This window comes from Bradyrhizobium canariense, assembly GCF_018130465.1.
Classification (GTDB): Bacteria; Pseudomonadota; Alphaproteobacteria; order Rhizobiales; family Xanthobacteraceae; genus Bradyrhizobium; species Bradyrhizobium canariense_C.
In genome coordinates this window covers 522584-540537 of sequence record NZ_JAFCKJ010000002.1, presented here as the reverse complement: position 1 = coordinate 540537, position 17954 = coordinate 522584, and the positions used below count along the sequence as shown (strand labels likewise).

Sequence of the window (17954 nt, the reverse complement as noted above, 5' to 3'; positions counted from 1 at the left end):
AGGAATGGTCCGGAGGACCAGACCTGAGGTGCGCAATTGCGCACCGGGGAATCTCGAGATCCCGGGTTCGGTGCAAATGCACCGCCCCGGGATGCCCGAACGCTGCGCGTCCGGTCAGTTCAGCTTCTCGATCGCGACAGCCACGCCCTGGCCGACGCCGACGCACATGGTGGCGAGCGCGAGCTTGCCGCCGCGCTTTTCCATGCCGTGCACGGCGGTGAGCGCAAGGCGCGCGCCGCTCATGCCGAGGGGATGACCGAGCGCGATCGCGCCGCCATGCGGATTGACGAAATCGGCATCGTCGGCAACGCCGAGCTGGCGCATGCAGGCGATACCCTGCGAGGCGAAGGCTTCGTTGAGCTCGATCAGGTCGAAATCGCTGATCTTCTTGCCGAGACGCTCCATCAGCTTGCGGGTGGCCGGCACCGGGCCGATGCCCATGATGCGCGGCGGTACGCCGGCCGAGGCGAGGCCGAGGATGCGGGCGCGCGGCGTCAGGCCGTGCTTCTTCACGGCAGCCTCTGACGCCAGGATCATCGCGGCGGCGCCGTCATTGACGCCGGAGGCGTTGCCGGCGGTCACCGTGCCGGGATTACGCACGATCGGCCTGAGCTTCGTCAGAGCTTCGAGCGTGGTCTCGGGGCGCGGATGCTCGTCCTTGTCGACGGTAACAGGGCCGGCCTTGCCGCCGGGAATGGTGATCGGCGTGATCTCCTCGGCGAAGTAGCCGGCCGCGATCGCGGCACCGGCACGCTGCTGCGAGCGGATCGCGAAGGCGTCCTGGTCGGCGCGCGAGACCTGGAATTCCTCGGCGACGTTCTCGCCAGTCTCCGGCATCGCATCGACGCCATACTGCGCCTTCAGCAGCGGATTGATGAAGCGCCAGCCGATCGTGGTGTCGAAGATGTCGGCGGAGCGCGAGAACGCTTCCTGCGCCTTGCCCATCACGAAGGGCGCGCGGGTCATGGACTCGACGCCGCCGGCAATCGCGAGCTCGATCTCGCCGGAACGGATGGCGCGGCCGGCGGCGCCGACCGCATCGAGGCCGGAGGCACAGAGCCTGTTCAGGGTCTGGCCGGGAACCGAATCCGGCAGGCCCGCCAGCAGGAGCGCCATGCGTGCGACGTTGCGGTTGTCCTCGCCGGCCTGGTTGGCGCAGCCGAAGAAGACCTCGTCGACCTGCGCCCAGTCGAGATTGGGGTGCTTGGCCATCAGCGCCTTGATCGGGGCCGCCGCAAGGTCGTCGGCACGCACCTTGGCGAGGGAGCCGCCGAAACGGCCGATCGGGGTCCGCACGGCATCGCAGATAAAGACGTCACGCATCGTTGTTCTCCCTGAATGCCGCGATCCGGCCTAAATTCTTCAATGTCGACGGAGTTTTAGGAGGGCGCCCGCGGCAGGTCAATTGACCGATACGCGCGTGTTCCGTGGGGTGCGCACGCGGGTTGCGCATGCCGCGGTGCGGACAACGTGGAAAACCTCCCCTCCCCGGCCAAAGCGATAGGAGCGCGGGACGAAATTTTGTAGGTTGCGCCGCCCATGACAATGCAACAACCGATCCCTGTACCGCCCCCCGACGATACGCCCGCGCCACAGGCGGAAGCTGCCGCGCGCGTCACGCCGATGATGGAACAGTACCTTGAAATCAAGGCGGCGCATCAGGGCCTCCTGCTGTTCTACCGGATGGGCGACTTTTACGAGCTGTTCTTCGAGGACGCCGAGATCGCCTCCAGGACACTCGGCATCGTACTGACCAAGCGCGGCAAGCATCAAGGCGCCGATATCCCGATGTGCGGCGTGCCGGTCGAGCGCTCCGAGGATTATTTGCACCGGCTGATCATCGCCGGGCACCGGGTCGCGGTGTGCGAGCAGACCGAGGATCCCGCCGCCGCCAAGGCGCGCGGCAACAAGAGCGTCGTGCGCCGCGGCGTGGTGCGGCTGGTCACGCCGGGCACACTGACCGAGGACACGCTGCTCGACGCGCGCGCCAACAACTATCTGCTGGCGATCGCGCGCGCACGCTCGTCGGCCGGTGGCGATCGCTTTGGCCTCGCCTGGATCGACATCTCGACCGCCGAATTCATGGTGCTGGAATGCAGCGGTGGCGAATTGGCCGCCACGCTGGCGCGCATCAACCCGAACGAGGCGATCGTCGCCGACGCGCTCTACAACGACAGCGAGCTCGGACAGACCCTGCGCGAGCTGCCGGCGGTGACGCCGCTGACCCGCGACGTCTTCGACGGCGCCACCGCCGAGAAGCGGCTGTGCGACTATTTTGCCGTCGCGACCATGGACGGACTGTCGCAGCTCACGCGGCTGGAAGCCACTGCTGCTGCCGCCGCCGTCACCTATGTTGACCGCACCCAGGTCGGCAAACATCCGCCGCTATCGCCGCCCGCGCGCGAGGCTTCGGGGGCGACCATGGCGATCGATCCCGCCACCCGCACCAATCTCGAACTGACCAGGACACTGGCGGGCGAACGCCGCGGCTCGCTGCTCGATGCGATCGACTGCACGGTGACCTCGGCCGGATCGCGTCTGCTCGCGCAACGGCTCGCCGCGCCGCTGACCGATGCGGCGGCGATCGCGCGGCGGCTCGATGCCGTCAGCGCCTTCGTTGCCGACTCGGCCGCGCGCGAGGACATCCGCAGCATTTTGCGCGGTGCGCCCGACATGTCGCGGGCTTTGGCGCGGCTCTCGGTCGGCCGCGGCGGGCCGCGCGACCTCGCTGGCCTGCGCGACGGCGTCATCGCCGCCGACCAGGTGCTGGCGCGGCTCGGCGAGCTCGACCAGCCGCCGCAGGAGATCGCCGCGGTGATGGCGGCGCTGCAAAGGCCATCGCGCGAGCTCGCGGCGGAATTCGCCAGGGCGCTCGACGATCAACTGCCGCTGATCAAGCGCGACGGCGGCTTCGTTCGCCAGGGCTACGAGCCTGCGCTCGACGAAACGCGAAACCTGCGCGACGCCTCGCGCCTGGTGGTGGCCTCGATGCAGGCGCGCTACGCCGACAACACGGGCGTGAAGGGTCTCAAGATCCGGCACAACAACGTGCTCGGCTATTTCGTCGAGGTCACCGCGCAGCACGGCGACAAGCTGATGTCGGCGCCGCTGAACGCGACCTTCATCCACCGTCAGACGCTGGCCGGCCAGGTCCGCTTCACCACCTCCGAGTTGGGGGAGATCGAGGCGAAGATCGCCAATGCCGGCGACCGCGCGCTCGGGCTCGAGCTCGAGATTTTCGAGCGGCTCTGCGCCAAGGCGTTGGCAGTCAGCGAGGATCTGCGCGCCGCTGCCCATGCCTTTGCGCTGCTCGACGTCGCGACGTCGCTGGCAAAGCTGGCGATCGACGAGAACTATGTGCGGCCCGAGGTGGACTCGTCTCTCGGCTTCGCGATCGAGGCCGGCCGCCATCCCGTGGTTGAGCAGGTCTTGAAGCGCAATGGCGAGCCGTTCATTGCCAATGCCTGCGATCTCTCGCCAAGCCCTGCCCAAAAATCCGGCCAGCTCTGGCTGCTCACCGGTCCGAACATGGCCGGCAAATCGACCTTCCTGCGCCAGAACGCGCTGATTGCGCTGCTTGCGCAGATCGGCAGCTTCGTGCCGGCCTCGCGCGCGCGGATCGGCATCATCGACCGCCTGTTCTCGCGCGTCGGCGCCGCCGACGATCTCGCCCGCGGCCGTTCGACCTTCATGGTGGAGATGGTCGAGACGGCTGCCATCCTCAACCAGGCCGGCGAACGCGCGCTCGTCATCCTCGACGAGATCGGCCGCGGCACCGCGACCTTCGACGGCCTGTCGATCGCCTGGGCCGCGATCGAGCACCTGCACGAGAGCAACCGCTGCCGTACGCTGTTCGCGACGCATTATCATGAGCTGACCGCGCTCTCCGCGAAACTGCCGCGGATGTTCAACGCCACTGTGCGCGTGAAGGAGTGGCAGGGCAATGTCGTGTTCCTGCACGAGGTGCTGCCGGGCTCGGCCGACCGCTCCTACGGCATCCAGGTCGCGAAGCTCGCCGGCCTGCCGCCGACCGTGATCACGCGCGCGAAATCCGTGCTGGCAAAGCTGGAAGCCCAGGACCGCGGCCAGACCGCACGCGCGCTCGCCGACGATCTGCCGCTGTTCGCAGTGCCCTCTCGCGCGGCAGCGGAGGCCGCGCCGCCGAGCGAGGCCGAACTGCTGATGGACGCGGTCAAGGGACTGCACCCCGACGAGATGTCGCCGCGCGAGGCGCTCGATGCGCTGTATGCGTTGAAGGCCAAGCTGCCGAAGCAGTGACGGTCTGTAGGGTGGGTTAGCCGAAGGCGTAACCCACCGCTTCTGTCACGGCAGAAACAAAAGTGGTGGGTTACGCTACGCTAACCCACTCTACGCTTCCGAGTGCTCTCACTACGCCCTCGCGGCGATCGCCGCAGCTTCGGCCGCCGCGCGCTGCATGCTGGTCGACATCTCGCTCGTGACCGTGCTCTGCTCCTCGACGGCGGCGGCGGTCGAGGTGACGTATTCGCTGACGTTGTTGATCGCCTGCTTGATCGAGCCGAGCGCGCTGACGACGTCGCCGGAGATGCTGTTGAGGCTACCGATCTCCTGGCCGATCTTGTCGGTCGCCTGCTTGGCCTGGTTGGCGAGGCTCTTCACCTCGGAGGCGACCACGGCAAAGCCGCGCCCGGCTTCGCCGGCACGAGCGGATTCGATCGTGGCGTTCAGCGCCAGCAGGTTGATCTGGCCGGTGATACTATTGATCATCTCGACGATGCCGCTCATCGACTGCGCGGCTTCGGTGAGGCGCTGGGCCTGGGCATCGGCGGAGGCGACCTGATCCACCGCGCTCATCGCGGTCTCGCGCGATTTGGTCATGGCCTCGGAAATCTCCCGCACCGAGGCGTTAAGTTCCTCCGAGCCTGCAGCAACGGATTCCATCATGCCGCGAACCCGCTCGTTGCCCATGCGGACCAGCACCTGCTTGGTGACGTCCGTGGCGTATTTCACGACCTTGTACGGCTTGCCATTGAGATCCATGATCGGGTTGTAGGAGGCCTGGATGTAGACCTCCTTGCCGCCCTTGCCGATGCGCTTGTATTCCGCCGCCTGGTACTGACCGCGGTTGAGCGCGGCCCAGAACTCGCGATAGCCGTTGCCATCGCGCTCCGAGGGCTCGACGAACATGCTGTGATGCTTGCCCTTGATCTCAGCCAGCGCATAACCGAGCGCACTGAGGAAGTTGGCGTTCGCAGTAATGATCGTGCCGTCCATGTTGAACTCGATCACCGCCTGCGCCTTGTCGATCGCCGCTATCTGGCCGGCGAGATCGGCATTCTTCAGCTTCTCCGCCGTGACGTCGGTCGCGAATTTGGCGACGCCGAACGGCTTGCCGTTCTCGTCCAGCAGGGGATTGTAGGAGGCGAGAATCCAGACCTCGCGGCCGCCCTTGCCGATGCGCTTGAATTCGCCGGCCTGGTATTCGCCCCGGTTGAGCTTGGCCCAGAACTCGCGATAGGGCGCGCCGTCGCGCTCGGACTGAGCCACGAACAGGCTGTGATGCTTGCCCTGGATCTCGGCCAGCGAATAGCCGAGCGCGTTGCAGAAATTCTCGTTGGCGGTGACGATGGTGCCGTCGAGCTTGAACTCGATGACGGCCTGGGCGCGGCTGATGGCGGCGATCTTCGAAGCGTCCGTCATGCTCCGGATTTTCTTCTCGGTGATGTCGGTCGCGATCTTGGCGACCATCACCGTCTTGCCGTTGCCGTCGAGCACCGGATTATAGGATGCTTCGATCCAGACCTCACGGCCGCCCTTCGCGATCCGCTTGAACTCACGCGCCTGATACTCGCCACGGTTCAATGCAGCCCAGAACGCCTTGTACTCGGCGCCGTCGCGCTGTTCGGCCGACACGAACATGGAATGATGCTTGCCCTGGATTTCGTCGAGCCGATAACCGAGGGCGTCGAGAAAATTCTTGTTTGCGGTGATGATCGTCCCATCAAGGTTGAATTCGATCATGGCCTGCGAACGGCCGATGGCGTCTAGCCGAGACTGTGCATCACCGCGGGACTTGCGACCAAACATCAAGGAAGCTCCATTTCGAAACAACGCCAAGGGGGCCACACCCTTCGGGACCAATGGGACGTGACCGTGCGGCAACGCTGCCGTATTCCAATCGACAATTCCCCGGTCCGAGCGATCGAATGCTGATCCGACAAAATTCGCGCGGACGGTATCGGACGCGGGTACGCAATATGATTCCGTACAGGAAAAGCTCGAACAAAGTTCTAATTGAAGTGTCGGAAATCAGCGGCTGCGGGCCGTCACCGGTGCACACGGCGCTCGGCGGCGGTCACGGCACGATTTGAAATGACATTGGTCATTCAACAGCTTGAGCAGGACGCCACGCTGATTGTTCGAATGAATTTACCCCGGATACGTCTTTCGCGACGCCTTGTCGCGCCTATCCGTAGAGTTACGGCGCCTGCCGCGCCCTCTGCATCGCCCGCCGGCCGGACCACCACAGCGTCAGGTTCCAGACCACGCAGGTGCCGAGCGCGAGACACAAACCGACGGCGGAGCCGAACTGCACGACCGCAACGTGCAGCACTGCGATCGCCGTGCCAAATCCGAGCAGACCCCAGGCGGAATTGGCGAGCACCGCGGCGGTCGGCGGACCGCCGATGCGCGGATGCAGGATCACCATGATGCTGGTGAAGACGACCGGATACAGCGCGATGATGCCGCTGATTCGGGGACCGACCCAGCCCGATGTCGAGACGACGATGGCGACGAGGGTCGCGACCAGCGAAGCCCGCATCGGCACGTCGTACCAGCGGCGCGTCACCAGCGGCATCTTCACGTGACGATAGCCTGCCAGGAGCGGGATGCAGATGCCGAATGCGATCAGATTGGCGGCAAGACCGGCGATGAGCGTCCAGTCGAACTGGCGGATGATCGAGGCGAGCATGATCCAGGCCGCGACCGCGCTTCCGCAACTTACCAGGAGGCCGTGCCGCTGCGACAGCACCACATAGGTGAGGCACATGAAGATCGTCGCCGCATTGATCGGAAGGCTCGACAGCGCGCCTTGGGCGATGAAGGCGGCATCGTGGTCGAGCGCGAGGAAGACATAGGACGGCCCCGCCGAGACCGGCAGGGTCGCGATCAGCGCGCCGATCACCGGGCCCGAGCGCTCGGTGATGATCGACGCCGACACGACGAACGCCGCCGCGATCGCCATGCGCAGGAGGAGGAAGAGAATGAAGTGGAGGTCGAGGGACATTTTTTCTTTGTCGTCCCGGACAAGCGAAGCGCAGATCCGGGACCCATAACCACAGGCTTCGCTGTGTTGGACGGTGGTGGTTGTCAGGGACGCAAGACAATCGACATTTGGGGTAATGGGTCCCGGCCTCCGCCGGGACGACATCGATTGTTGGGCTGCGGCCTTCGCCTCACATCCGCTGCATCGACACCGAGACCTTCGGGCCGTTCTTGATGGTCTGATAAACCACGCAATAACGTTCGGTGAGCTTGAGCAGAAGATCCAGCTTGTCTTGCGGTGCCTCGGTGTCGACCTCGAAGCGCAGGCGGATCTCGGCGAAGCCTACCGGGGTCTCCTTGTCGACGCCGAGCGTGCCGCGGAAATCAAGATCGCCCTCGGCATAGACATTGCCGGTCTTCAAGGGCACCTCGATCGCGGTCGCGACCGACTTCAGCGTGACGCCGGCGCAGGCGACCAGCGCCTCGAGCAGCATGTCGCCGGAGCAGAGCTCGAGGCCGGAGCCGCCGGTCGCGGGATGAAGGCCGGCCATTGCGATGGCGCGGCCGGTCTCGACCTTGCAGGCGATGCCTTCGCTGTCGGTCGAGCCCTTGGCCTTCAACGTGATCATCGCGGTCTTGGGATCGGTCTTGTAGCGCTCCTTGATCGGGGCCTGCATCTGGCGCAGTGCTGCGGCGTCCATTTTGTCTCTCCCGGGAAAATCGTCTCTACGAAGTACCGGCTTGCGATGTACCGGCTCAGAGAGAAATTGTCACCACCACATGGCCTGACCGGGACCCTGGGTTGCGTCACGGTCGGGCACGCTGCGGTCGAGCGAACGGTCGAGTGACGTCAGCACACTTCGCTTGAAATTCTCGAACAGCGGCGAATTGCGGTCGCGCGGTCGGCCGAGATTGATCTCGATCTGGTCGAACAGCCGGCCCGGCCGCGGCCGCATCACCAGCACGCGGTCAGCCAGCACCACGGCCTCGTCGACGTCATGCGTGACGAGGATCAGCGTCGGCCTCGTGTCGGCCCAGAGGTCGAGCAGATGATCCTGGAGGTCCCGGCGGGTGAAGGCGTCGAGCGCCGAGAACGGCTCGTCGAGCAAGAGCACCTCGGGCTGCGGCACCAGCGCGCGTGCGATCGCGACGCGCTGTGCCTGGCCGCCCGAGAGCTCGCGCGGCCAGGCCTGCGCCTTCTCGGCGAGCCCGACGCGCTCGAGCGCACGCGCCACCTTTTCACGCCGCTCGGTCGCGGGCGCATCGGCAAGACCAAAGCCGATATTGTCGGCGACGCTGAGCCAGGGCAGCAGCCGCGGCTCCTGGAAGATGATGCCGATCTTGGCATGCGGCGAGGCGATCGCCTCGTTGTCGAGCGTCACCGTGCCCGAGCTTGCGCGGTCGAGGCCCGCGATGGCGCGCAGCAGCGTGGACTTGCCGCAGCCCGAACCGCCGATGATGGCGACGATCTCGCCTTGCCTGATCTCGGCGGAAAAGCGCGCCAGCGCCTGCACGCCGTTGGGATAGGTCTTGCTGACCCGGTCGAGCGCCAGCATCGCCTTACGCTCCCTTCGTACGCCCGAAGGCGTCCTGCCAGCGCAGGAAGGGCGCTGCCGCGATCTCGATCAGCCAATCCGTGAGCTTGCCGAGGATCGCGAAGATCACGATGGCGGCGAGGATCTGCGCGGGCTTGCCGAGCTGCTGGCCGTCGAGCAGGAGATAGCCGAGGCCTTCGGACGCGCCGATCAGCTCGGCTGCCACCACGAACATCCAGCCCAGCCCAAGACCGACGCGCAAGGACACGACATAGGCCGGCAGCACCGCGGGCAGCAGGATACGGCGAATCATGGCAGGTCCGGAGAGACGGAAGGTGCGACCGACCTCGACGATCTTGCGATCGACGATGAGGATCGCGCCCATTACGCCGAGATAGACGGGGAAGAACACGCCGACCGCGATCAGCACGATCTTGGAGGTCTCGAAAATGCCGAGCCAGAGGATGAACAGCGGCACCCAGGCCAGCGATGGGATCGCGCGCAGCGCCTGCACGGTCGGATCGAGCAGCCGCCGCGCCAGCGACCAATAGCCGGAGATGGCGCCGAGCAAGGTGCCCGCGACCACGCCGAACGCAAAGCCGAGACCGACGCGCCACAGTGTCGCGGCGATGTGACGGACCAACTCGCCGGAACGGGCAAGATCAGTGATGGTGGCGAACACGCGCGAGGGCGGCGGCACCAGCCGGCCATTGGACCAGCCGAGCCAGACCAGGAACTCCCAACCGAGCGCGACGGTGAGCGGCAGCAACACACCCAGCATCGGCCGGGCATAGCGGGCGAGCCGAGACGGCGCCGCGGCGCCCTCGGCCGGTTCCGAGCTTTGTTGCAGGACTGGCGCGTCGGAGATCATGGCCGGTAGGAAGCGCGTCTTCTGCGAGATTGCAACACTGCTCTTGCCAAGCCCTCAGCCCGTCGTCCCGGACAAGCGAGCGAAGCGAGCGCAGATCCGGGACCCATAACCACAGGGAGAAGTGGCTACGGGGACTCGGAGTGACCGTTTTTGCGCCAAACCGCTCCCTGTGGTTATGGGTCCCGGGCTCGCTGCGCGCCCCGGGACGACAGCGGAGTTTGCTGCGCGCGCCTCTTCCCCGCCGATCAATTCGTCGGCAGCGGGACCTGGTCGTCGATCAGAGCGTCGAGCGTCGCCTTCACATCGACCTTGGCGTCTACGACACCGGCCTGTTGCAGGGCGAGGCCCGCAGCGAGGATCGACTCGCGCTGGGGCGCGCCGATGCGACTGTGGGTAAGCTCGGTGCGCTCCTTGAGCTGCTTGTCGACGACAGGCTCCGGCAGCTTGGTCACGGCCATGAAGGTCTTCTTCAGCTCGTCATAATTCGCCAGCGAATATTTGCGCGCCTCTTCGTACACCGCGAGCACGCGGCGGGCGGCATCCGGATAGTCTTTCAAAAACTGCTCGCGCACATTGAGGATGCCCCAAGTGTTGGCGTCGGCCTTGCGGTAGAACAGTTTTGCGCCGTCCTCGACCTCGGCCTGCGCCATCATCGGATCGAGCCCGGCCCACGCATCGACGTCGCCGCGGATCAGCGCGGTCTTGCCGTCGGCGTGCTGGAGCAGCACCGGCGTGATGTCCTTTTCGGTGAGACCTGCGCCAAGCAGCGCGCGCACCAGGAAGATGTGCGGATCGGTGCCGCGCGTCACCGCGACGCGCTTGCCCTTGAGGCCGGCCACATCAGCGATCCTGGAATCCTTGGCCGTCACCAACGCCGTCCATTCGGGACGCGAATAGACGTAGATCGACTTGATCGGGTTACCGTTGATACGTGCGACCAGCGCCGCCGAGCCCGCGGTCGAGCCGAAATCGATCGAGCCCGCATTGAGGAATTCGAGCGCCTTGTTGGAGCCGGCCGACTGCACCCAGGTGACGGTGATGCCGTCCTTGGCGAACTCCTTTTCCAGGAGCCCCTTCTGCTTCAGGACCATCGACACCGGATTATAGGTCGCCCAGTCGATACGGATTTCCTTGAGCGGATCCGCCGCCCGCGCCGCGGGGGACACGGCAAGAGCGACCGCTCCCGCCAGCAGTATGCGTCGTGTAATCCTGATCATGCCCGGCCTCCTCCAAAATTTCATTGTTTTTCAATGAGTTATATCTAGAGGTCAACGAGAAAATCCGCCCCTCGAAAGCGCGCCGGCTGAGAACAGCTTTGCCCAAAGCCGCACCTTTCCAGCATGGAACGACTATTGGAGGAGAATGGCGGGTGACAGCGCCTGCCGCCTCTTATATCCGGTGAGACATGGACAGCGTCGCGACTGAGCACAAGGCCGAGGTGGACGATCGCTTCGACACCGCGCGGATCACCGCCGCGGTCGATGCGCTTGCCGAGAAGCACCAGGGACGCGAGGACGCGTTCCGTACGGCCATGGCGCAACTGCTCAAGGCCGAGCTGATTGCGTCGCGCGCCGCGGCACAGACGATCCTGCTGAAGGACCGTCACGGCCGGCGCTGCGCCGAGCGGCTATGCCACGTGCAGGACGAGATCATCCGCATCCTGTATTCGGCGGCAACGCGTCATCTCTACCGCTCGCCGATCCCGAGCGGCGCCGAGCGCATGGCAGTGGTGGCGACCGGCGGCTATGGCCGCGGCCTGATGGCTCCCGAGTCCGACATCGATCTGCTCTTCATCCTGCCCTACAAGCAGACCGCCTGGGGCGAGCAGGTCGCCGAGGCCATCCTCTACTGCCTGTGGGACATGGGGCTGAAGGTCGGTCACGCCACGCGCTCGGTCGATGAATCGATCCGCCAGGCCCGCGGCGACATGACCATCCGCACCGCGATCCTGGAGACGCGCTTCCTCACCGGCGACCGGCCGCTCTATGACGAGTTGGTCGCCCGCTTCGACAAGGAGGTGGTGCAAGGCACTGCGTCCGAGTTCGTCACCGCGAAACTCGCCGAGCGTGAGGAGCGGCATCGCCGCGGCGGCCAATCGCGTTATCTGGTCGAACCCAACGTCAAGGACGGCAAGGGTGCCCTGCGCGACCTGCACACGCTGTTCTGGATCGCGAAGTACGTCTACCGCGTGAGTGACACCGACGAGCTGGTCGAGCGCGGCGTATTCGACGCGCAGGAATACCGCAGCTTCCGCCGCTGCGCCGACTTCCTCTGGTCGGTGCGCTGCAATCTGCACTTCTACTCTGGCCGCGCTGAAGAGCGCCTCTCCTTCGACCTTCAGCGCGAGATCGCGGTCCGACTCGGCTACACCTCGCATCCCGGCATGCAGGACGTCGAGCGCTTCATGAAGCACTACTTCCTGGTCGCCAAGGAAGTCGGCAACCTCACCGCCATCCTCTGCGCCAAGCTCGAGGACCAGCAGGCCAAGCCCGCGCCGGTGCTGAGCCGGATGATGGCGCGGCTGCGCCCCACCGCGGTGAAGCGGCGGGTGCCCGACAGCGACGACTTCATCGTCGACAACAACCGCATCAACGTCGCCGCGCCCGACGTGTTCAAGCACGATCCGGTCAATTTGATCCGCATCTTCCGCCTGGCGCAGAAGAACAATCTCGCCTTCCACCCGGACGCGATGCGCGACGTGACGCGCTCGCTCGGCCTGATCAACGCGCAGATGCGCGAGAATCCCGAGGCCAACCGGCTGTTCATGGAGATCCTGACGTCCGACAACGCGGAAATCGTGCTGCGGCGGATGAACGAGACCGGCGTGCTCGGCCATTTCATCCGCGCCTTCGGCAAGATCGTCTCGATGATGCAGTTCAACATGTATCATCACTACACGGTCGACGAGCATCTGATCCGTTGCGTCGGCTTCCTGCAGGACATCGAGCGCGGCGGCCTCGACGAGTTCGCAGTGGCCAGCGACCTCATGCGCAAGATCCGGCCCGAGCATCGCTCCGTCATTTACATCGCCACGCTGCTGCACGACGTCGCCAAGGGCCGGCCCGAGGATCACTCGATCGCGGGCGCCAAGGTGGCACGGCGGCTGTGCCCGCGGCTCGGCTTCAGTCCGGCCGACACCGAGCTCGTGGCCTGGCTGATCGAGGAGCATCTGACGATGTCCACGGTCGCGCAGTCGCGCGACCTGTCCGACCGCAAGACCATCGAGAATTTCGCCGCCGTGGTGCAGTCGGTCGAGCAGATGAAGCTGCTCACGATCCTGACCACCGCCGACATCCGCGGCGTCGGCCCCGGCGTGTGGAACGGCTGGAAGGCGCAGCTCCTGCGCTCGCTGTACTACGAGACCGAGCCGGTGCTGACCGGCGGCTTCTCGGAAGTCGACCGCGGCAAGCGCCTCACGGCCGCCTACGGCGAATTCCGCAACGCCTTCGCCGAATGGCCAGCGGACGAACTAGATGCCTATATCGGCCGGCATTATCCGGCCTATTGGCTCAAGGTCGAGCTGCCGCGAAAAATCCGCCACGCCCGCTTCGTCCGCTCCAGCGAGCAGGCCGGCCACAAGCTTGCGATCAATGTCGGCTTCGACGAGGTGCGTGGCGTCACCGAGCTGACGATCTTCGCCGCCGACCACCCCTGGCTGCTGTCGATCATCGCGGGCGCCTGTGCCTCGGCCGGCGCCAACATCGTCGACGCCCAGATCTACACCACGACCGACGGCCGCGCGCTCGACACGATCTCGATCTCCAGGGAATACGACCGCGACGAGGACGAGGGACGGCGCGCCACGCGCATCGGCGAGATGATCGAGGACGTGCTGGAAGGCAAGCTGCGTCTGCCCGAAGTGGTGGCGCGGCGCACCGTGCGCAGCAAGGCGCGGCCGTTCGTGATCGAGCCGGAAGTGACCATCAACAACCAATGGTCCGACCGCTACACCGTGATCGAGGTCTCCGGCCTCGACCGGCCCGGCCTGCTCTACGAACTGACCACCGCGATCTCGAAGCTCAACCTCAACATCGCCTCGGCCCATGTCGCGACCTTCGGCGAGCGCGCCCGCGACGTGTTCTATGTCACCGACCTCCTGGGCGCGCAGATCAGCGCGCCGACACGCCAGGCCGCGATCAAGAGCGCGCTGACCCACGTGATGGCCGGCGACAAGGCGGTTCAGCCGGCGGCGTGACTTCCTCTCGTCATTCCGGACTGAATCACCGCGCCGACTTTTGTTCAGAGAATCGTAGCGCGTTCACCAGTGCAGCTAGCGCGGCTGGTTGATGCTGACGACTGGGATAATACATGAAGAAGCCGGGAATTGGCGGAGTCCAATCCTCCAGCACCCGAACAAGGCGGCGCTTCGCAATATGTTCGGCGACCTGCTCTTCATAGGCGAGTCCGATACCAACTCCAGCGAGCGCCGCCTGAATCACCAGGTGAGTATCGTCAATGATGAGCGGGCCGTTCACGTTGATCGTGACCGACTTTCGTCCCTGCTCAAACTCCCACCGATATGGACCACCCGCAAGACGCAGCGTAATGCACCGATGATCGTTGAGGTCTTGTGGCTTTTCGGGGATGCTTCGTGAAGCGAAATAGCGCGGCGACCCCACTACCGCCAATCGCAGTTCGGGCGTGACACGAACCGCGATCATGTCCTTTTGAATGTACTCGCCAAGCTGAATACCGGCATCGAACTCGCCTGCAACGAGGTCCACGGGCCCAGTGACGGTGACGACGTCCAGAACGATGTCCGGGTAGGCTTCGGCGAAAGCCCTCAACCGCGGCAACAACACCATCACGGCAGCTGATCGTGACATTACAATTCGAAGGCGACCTTCGGGTCGGCGCCGAACGCTTCGGGCCCTGTCGAGGGCATGACGAATTTGCTCAAGCGCCGGAGACAAGTCTGCCAAAAGAGCTGCCCCCGCAGCGGTTGGCGCAACGCTCTTGGTTGTTCGAGCGAGCAGCTGCAGCTCAAGCCGTTGCTCAAGCCTCCGGATTGTGTGGCTCAAGGCAGACTGAGACACACCTAGCTTTATCGCAGCGCGTGTAAAGCTTCGTTCACTGGCCACGATTGCAAACGTAGCGAGCTCGTTCATTTCGTTGGTCATCATTTATGAGTATCAGTCATAAGACCGTGCCATGCAAGATGCCTAGTCTCATAAGCCACTTTACCCTAGGTTTGCGAGCAAGGAGACGCCGTGCGGTATTTTTCTGCGCGTGGCGCAGGTTGACGCTCGGCACAGCGGGCCGAGCCGCATGAATGAGTTCGGTGCAACAGCTTTGAGGATGACAATGGATACGGACACTCCCGCCTTGCGCTCCCTTGCGCAGACCTATTTCGATGCGGCCTATGAAATGGATGCCGAGAAATTTGCATCCATATTTCACCCCTTGAGTTCCGTGACGAAGGTCGCCGAGGACGGCAACGTGGGCGTGACGCCGATTGCGGCCTGGCTGGCAGCGGTCCGCGACATGAAAGCTCCGAAGCAACAGGGCTTCGAGCGAGATGATCAGATCCTGTCAATGGATGTTGACAGAGAGCTGGCGCTTTTGAAGGTGAAGTTGCGGATTCCGCCGCGTTCCTTCACGGACCTGTTGTCGTGCTTGAAGGTGAACGGGACCTGGAAGATCGTGCAGAAAGTGATGACGTCGAAAGTCTGACGGATTCGGTTACAGCAGGAAGAGCAGCCGAAGGTTCGCTCGACGACCGATCGCCGGGGCAAGACCTTGATCGCTTCTCAAATACAGCCACTCGGCCAGGGCTCGTTCTCAAACGGGCCCTCAGACCGCCACCCCTTCATGCCGCAGCAGCCAGCGCTTGCGCGCGAGGCCGCCGCCATACTTCACAAGAGAGCCATCGGCGCCGATCAGGCGGTGGCACGGCAACACCACGCTGATCGGGTTGGAGCCGTTGGCATGGCCGACGGCGCGAATGGCCTTGGGCGCGTCGATCCTGGCGGCGAGCGCGCCATAGCTGAGCGTGGTGCCGGCAGGGATTTGCGCTAACGCGTTCCAGACCTTCTGCTGGAACGGCGTGCCGGCGATGCGCCATGCGATGCCTGAGAGCTGGCCGAAATCGCCGTCGAAATAGCCCGACAGCGCAGTCCGCATGGCTGCGGGCGCGGACTGGTCACTCAGCTCCACTGCACCGTAATGCAGACGCAAGAGCTCGCGCATGCGGTGCTCGTAATCCTCCCAGTCGAGCGCGCGCAAGGCGCCCGCGGCGTCGGTGACCAGCAGCGCGATCCCGATCGGCGTCGCCAGGCGATCGAGGCCGAAGCTTACAGGTGGTCTGGTCGGTCGCGCGGGCATTGCGGCACCATTGCATCGAAACACGCCATCGCACTTGCCACGCCTGCCGTGCTAACGTCCACCCGAAAGCTGACGCTGGGGAGCTCAACTTGATCCTGATCGCGAATATCCTGGTGGCGCTGGTCGCCGCACTGCACGCTTACTTCCTGATCCTGGAGATGTTTCTCTGGGACAAGCCGCAGGGTTTGAAGGTTTTCCGCAACACGCCGGAGAAGGCAGCGATCACGAAGGTGCTGGCCGCCAACCAGGGGCTCTATAACGGCTTCCTGGCCGCCGGCCTGGTCTGGGGGCTGGTGCACGGCAATCCGGCCTTCGCGACCCAGATCAAGGCGTTCTTCCTGCTCTGCGTGATCGTGGCCGGCGCTTATGGCGCGGCGACCGTCAGCACGCGCATCCTGATGGTGCAGGCGCTGCCGGCGGCGATCGCGCTGGTGGCGCTGTTCCTCGCCTAGAACTCCGGCCTGAGACGCTACGGCGCAGCGCCGCGATCCTTGCGCGGTGGCGAACGTTCCTCCACAATCTTCGGCAGCGATGGCGACCGTTGCAATCAACGGAAAAGACCATCGGCCGAAAATTCCGTCAGGAGGAACGACCCGATATGACCAATCGCAGAGTCTTCATAACCGCCACGGCAGCGCTCGCCTTCGCGTTCTCCGCCGGCCAGGCCCTCGTAAGTGAAGCCCTCGCCCAGAAGAAATACGACACCGGCGCGAGCGACACCGAGATCAAGATCGGCCAGACCGTGCCGTTCTCCGGAGCCTATTCCGTCTACGCCAATATCGGCAAGACCCAGGCCGCCTACTTCAAGATGATCAACGATCAGGGCGGCATCAACGGCCGCAAGATCAATCTGATCCAGTATGACGACGCCTATTCGCCGCCGAAGACGGTCGAGCAGGTGCGCAAGCTCGTCGAAGGCGACGAGGTCCTCTTCACCTTCCAGATCATCGGCACCGCCGCGAACGCCGCCGTGCAAAAATATCTCAACGGCAAGAAGATCCCGCAGCTCCTGGCCTCGACCGGCGCTGCGCGCTTCAACGATCCGCAGAACTATCCCTGGACCATCGCTTACAATCCCAACTACGTGTCCGAGGGACGCATCTACGCAAAGTACATTCTCAAGGAGCATCCGAACGCCAAGATCGGCGTGCTCTACCAGAACGACGACATGGGCCGCGACTATCTCGCGGGCCTCAAGAGCGGGCTCGGCGACAAGGCCGCCGGCATGATCGTCGGCGAGCTGTCCTACGAGGTCACGGATCCGACCGTCGACTCGCAGGTCGTCAAGCTGAAGTCGATGGGCGTCGACGTGTTCTTTGACGCCTCGACGCCGAAATTCGCGGCGCAGGCGATCAAGAAGCTCGCCGACCTCGGCTGGTCGCCGGTGCACATCCTCGACATCAATGCGAGCCCGATCTCGGCGACGCTGAAGCCGGCCGGCCTCGACATCTCTAAGGGCATCATCTCGACCCAATACGGCAAGGAGCCCGGTGATCCGCAGTGGAAGGACGATCCGGGTGTGAAAGCGTTCTTCGCCTTCATGGACAAGTATTTCCCCGAAGGCGACAAGCTCAACACCGTCAACACCTATGCTTATTCAGTCGCCGAATTGCTGACGCAAGTGCTGAAACAGTGCGGCGACGACCTGTCGCGTGAGAACGTCATGAAGCAGGTCGCCAGCATCAAGGACTTCACCCCGAGCTTCGCGCTGCCCGGCATCAAGATCAACACCGGGCCGAACGACTACCGCGTCAACAAGCAGATGCAGATGATGAAGTTCAACGGCGAACGCTGGGAGCTGTTCGGCCCGATCATGGAGGATGCGGGTCCGGCGGGTTAGTGATTGTTCGAATTCTGAAATGCGATCGGCGGCCCTCCGGCCGCCGTTTTTTTTGGGCTTCGCCCAATCCATCACCGTCACCCTGAGGTGGCCGCCTCTTCGGCGGCCCTCGAAGGGCGACGGCCCGGCTATGACCGCG

At 64.5% G+C, this 17954-nt stretch carries 14 protein-coding genes; 5 read left to right on the top strand and 9 right to left on the bottom strand.

Annotated elements, in window-relative coordinates; genetic code table 11:
- Positions 1-114 precede the first annotated feature (114 nt).
- Positions 115-1323: a 3-oxoadipyl-CoA thiolase gene (pcaF, locus tag JQ591_RS06800; protein WP_211395245.1), complete on the bottom strand. Its 1209-nt coding sequence runs from the start codon at positions 1321-1323 to the stop codon at positions 115-117.
- A 216-nt stretch (positions 1324-1539) separates the two neighbouring features.
- Between pcaF and mutS the strand changes: the two genes are divergently transcribed.
- The gene (gene mutS / locus JQ591_RS06795; protein WP_211395244.1) at positions 1540-4278 is read left to right on the top strand and encodes a DNA mismatch repair protein MutS; all 2739 of its coding nucleotides are present in this window, start codon (positions 1540-1542) and stop codon (positions 4276-4278) included.
- Between the two features lie 111 nt (positions 4279-4389).
- Here the strand turns inward: mutS and JQ591_RS06790 are convergent, their stop codons facing one another.
- The 6 genes from JQ591_RS06790 to JQ591_RS06765 form a co-directional block, all read right to left on the bottom strand.
- Positions 4390-6066 carry a methyl-accepting chemotaxis protein gene (locus JQ591_RS06790; RefSeq protein WP_211395243.1) on the bottom strand — a complete coding sequence of 559 codons (1677 nt, stop codon included), beginning with the start codon at positions 6064-6066 and terminating at the stop codon, positions 4390-4392.
- A 391-nt stretch (positions 6067-6457) separates the two neighbouring features.
- Entirely contained in the window at positions 6458-7267 is an 810-nt protein-coding gene (locus JQ591_RS06785) for a hypothetical protein (protein WP_211395242.1), read from the bottom strand.
- Positions 7268-7436: 169 nt separating this feature from the next.
- Positions 7437-7946 carry an OsmC family protein gene (locus JQ591_RS06780; protein ID WP_211395241.1) on the bottom strand — a complete coding sequence of 170 codons (510 nt, stop codon included), beginning with the start codon at positions 7944-7946 and terminating at the stop codon, positions 7437-7439.
- A 69-nt stretch (positions 7947-8015) separates the two neighbouring features.
- Positions 8016-8801 carry an ABC transporter ATP-binding protein gene (locus JQ591_RS06775; RefSeq protein ID WP_211395240.1) on the bottom strand — a complete coding sequence of 262 codons (786 nt, stop codon included), beginning with the start codon at positions 8799-8801 and terminating at the stop codon, positions 8016-8018.
- Between the two features lie 4 nt (positions 8802-8805).
- Positions 8806-9651: an ABC transporter permease gene (locus tag JQ591_RS06770; protein WP_211395239.1), complete on the bottom strand. Its 846-nt coding sequence runs from the start codon at positions 9649-9651 to the stop codon at positions 8806-8808.
- Between the two features lie 245 nt (positions 9652-9896).
- Positions 9897-10868 (bottom strand): aliphatic sulfonate ABC transporter substrate-binding protein, encoded by a 972-nt coding sequence (locus JQ591_RS06765; RefSeq protein ID WP_211395238.1) that lies wholly within the window; start codon positions 10866-10868, stop codon positions 9897-9899.
- A gap of 188 nt (positions 10869-11056) precedes the next feature.
- Here JQ591_RS06765 and JQ591_RS06760 point away from each other — a divergent pair, with 188 nt between their 5' ends.
- Positions 11057-13846 carry a [protein-PII] uridylyltransferase gene (locus tag JQ591_RS06760; protein WP_211395237.1) on the top strand — a complete coding sequence of 930 codons (2790 nt, stop codon included), beginning with the start codon at positions 11057-11059 and terminating at the stop codon, positions 13844-13846.
- A gap of 25 nt (positions 13847-13871) precedes the next feature.
- On the opposite strand, the gene JQ591_RS06755 is transcribed toward JQ591_RS06760, so the two are convergent.
- Positions 13872-14759 (bottom strand): LysR substrate-binding domain-containing protein, encoded by an 888-nt coding sequence (locus tag JQ591_RS06755; protein ID WP_349630371.1) that lies wholly within the window; start codon positions 14757-14759, stop codon positions 13872-13874.
- 196 nt (positions 14760-14955) lie between these two features.
- Between JQ591_RS06755 and JQ591_RS06750 the strand changes: the two genes are divergently transcribed.
- Complete coding sequence (locus tag JQ591_RS06750; RefSeq protein WP_249136538.1) at positions 14956-15324, top strand: nuclear transport factor 2 family protein; 369 nt, start codon at positions 14956-14958, stop codon at positions 15322-15324.
- Positions 15325-15444: 120 nt separating this feature from the next.
- Here JQ591_RS06750 and JQ591_RS06745 read toward each other — a convergent pair whose 3' ends face one another.
- Positions 15445-15975, bottom strand: a complete 531-nt coding sequence (locus JQ591_RS06745) for a methylated-DNA--[protein]-cysteine S-methyltransferase (RefSeq protein WP_211395235.1) — start codon at positions 15973-15975, stop codon at positions 15445-15447.
- Positions 15976-16070: 95 nt separating this feature from the next.
- On the opposite strand from JQ591_RS06745, the gene JQ591_RS06740 reads away from it, so the two are divergent.
- Positions 16071-16427: a DUF1304 domain-containing protein gene (locus tag JQ591_RS06740; RefSeq protein WP_211395598.1), complete on the top strand. Its 357-nt coding sequence runs from the start codon at positions 16071-16073 to the stop codon at positions 16425-16427.
- A gap of 146 nt (positions 16428-16573) precedes the next feature.
- Positions 16574-17815, top strand: coding sequence for an ABC transporter substrate-binding protein (locus JQ591_RS06735; RefSeq protein ID WP_211395234.1), 1242 nt, complete (start codon positions 16574-16576; stop codon positions 17813-17815).
- Positions 17816-17954 lie beyond the last annotated feature (139 nt).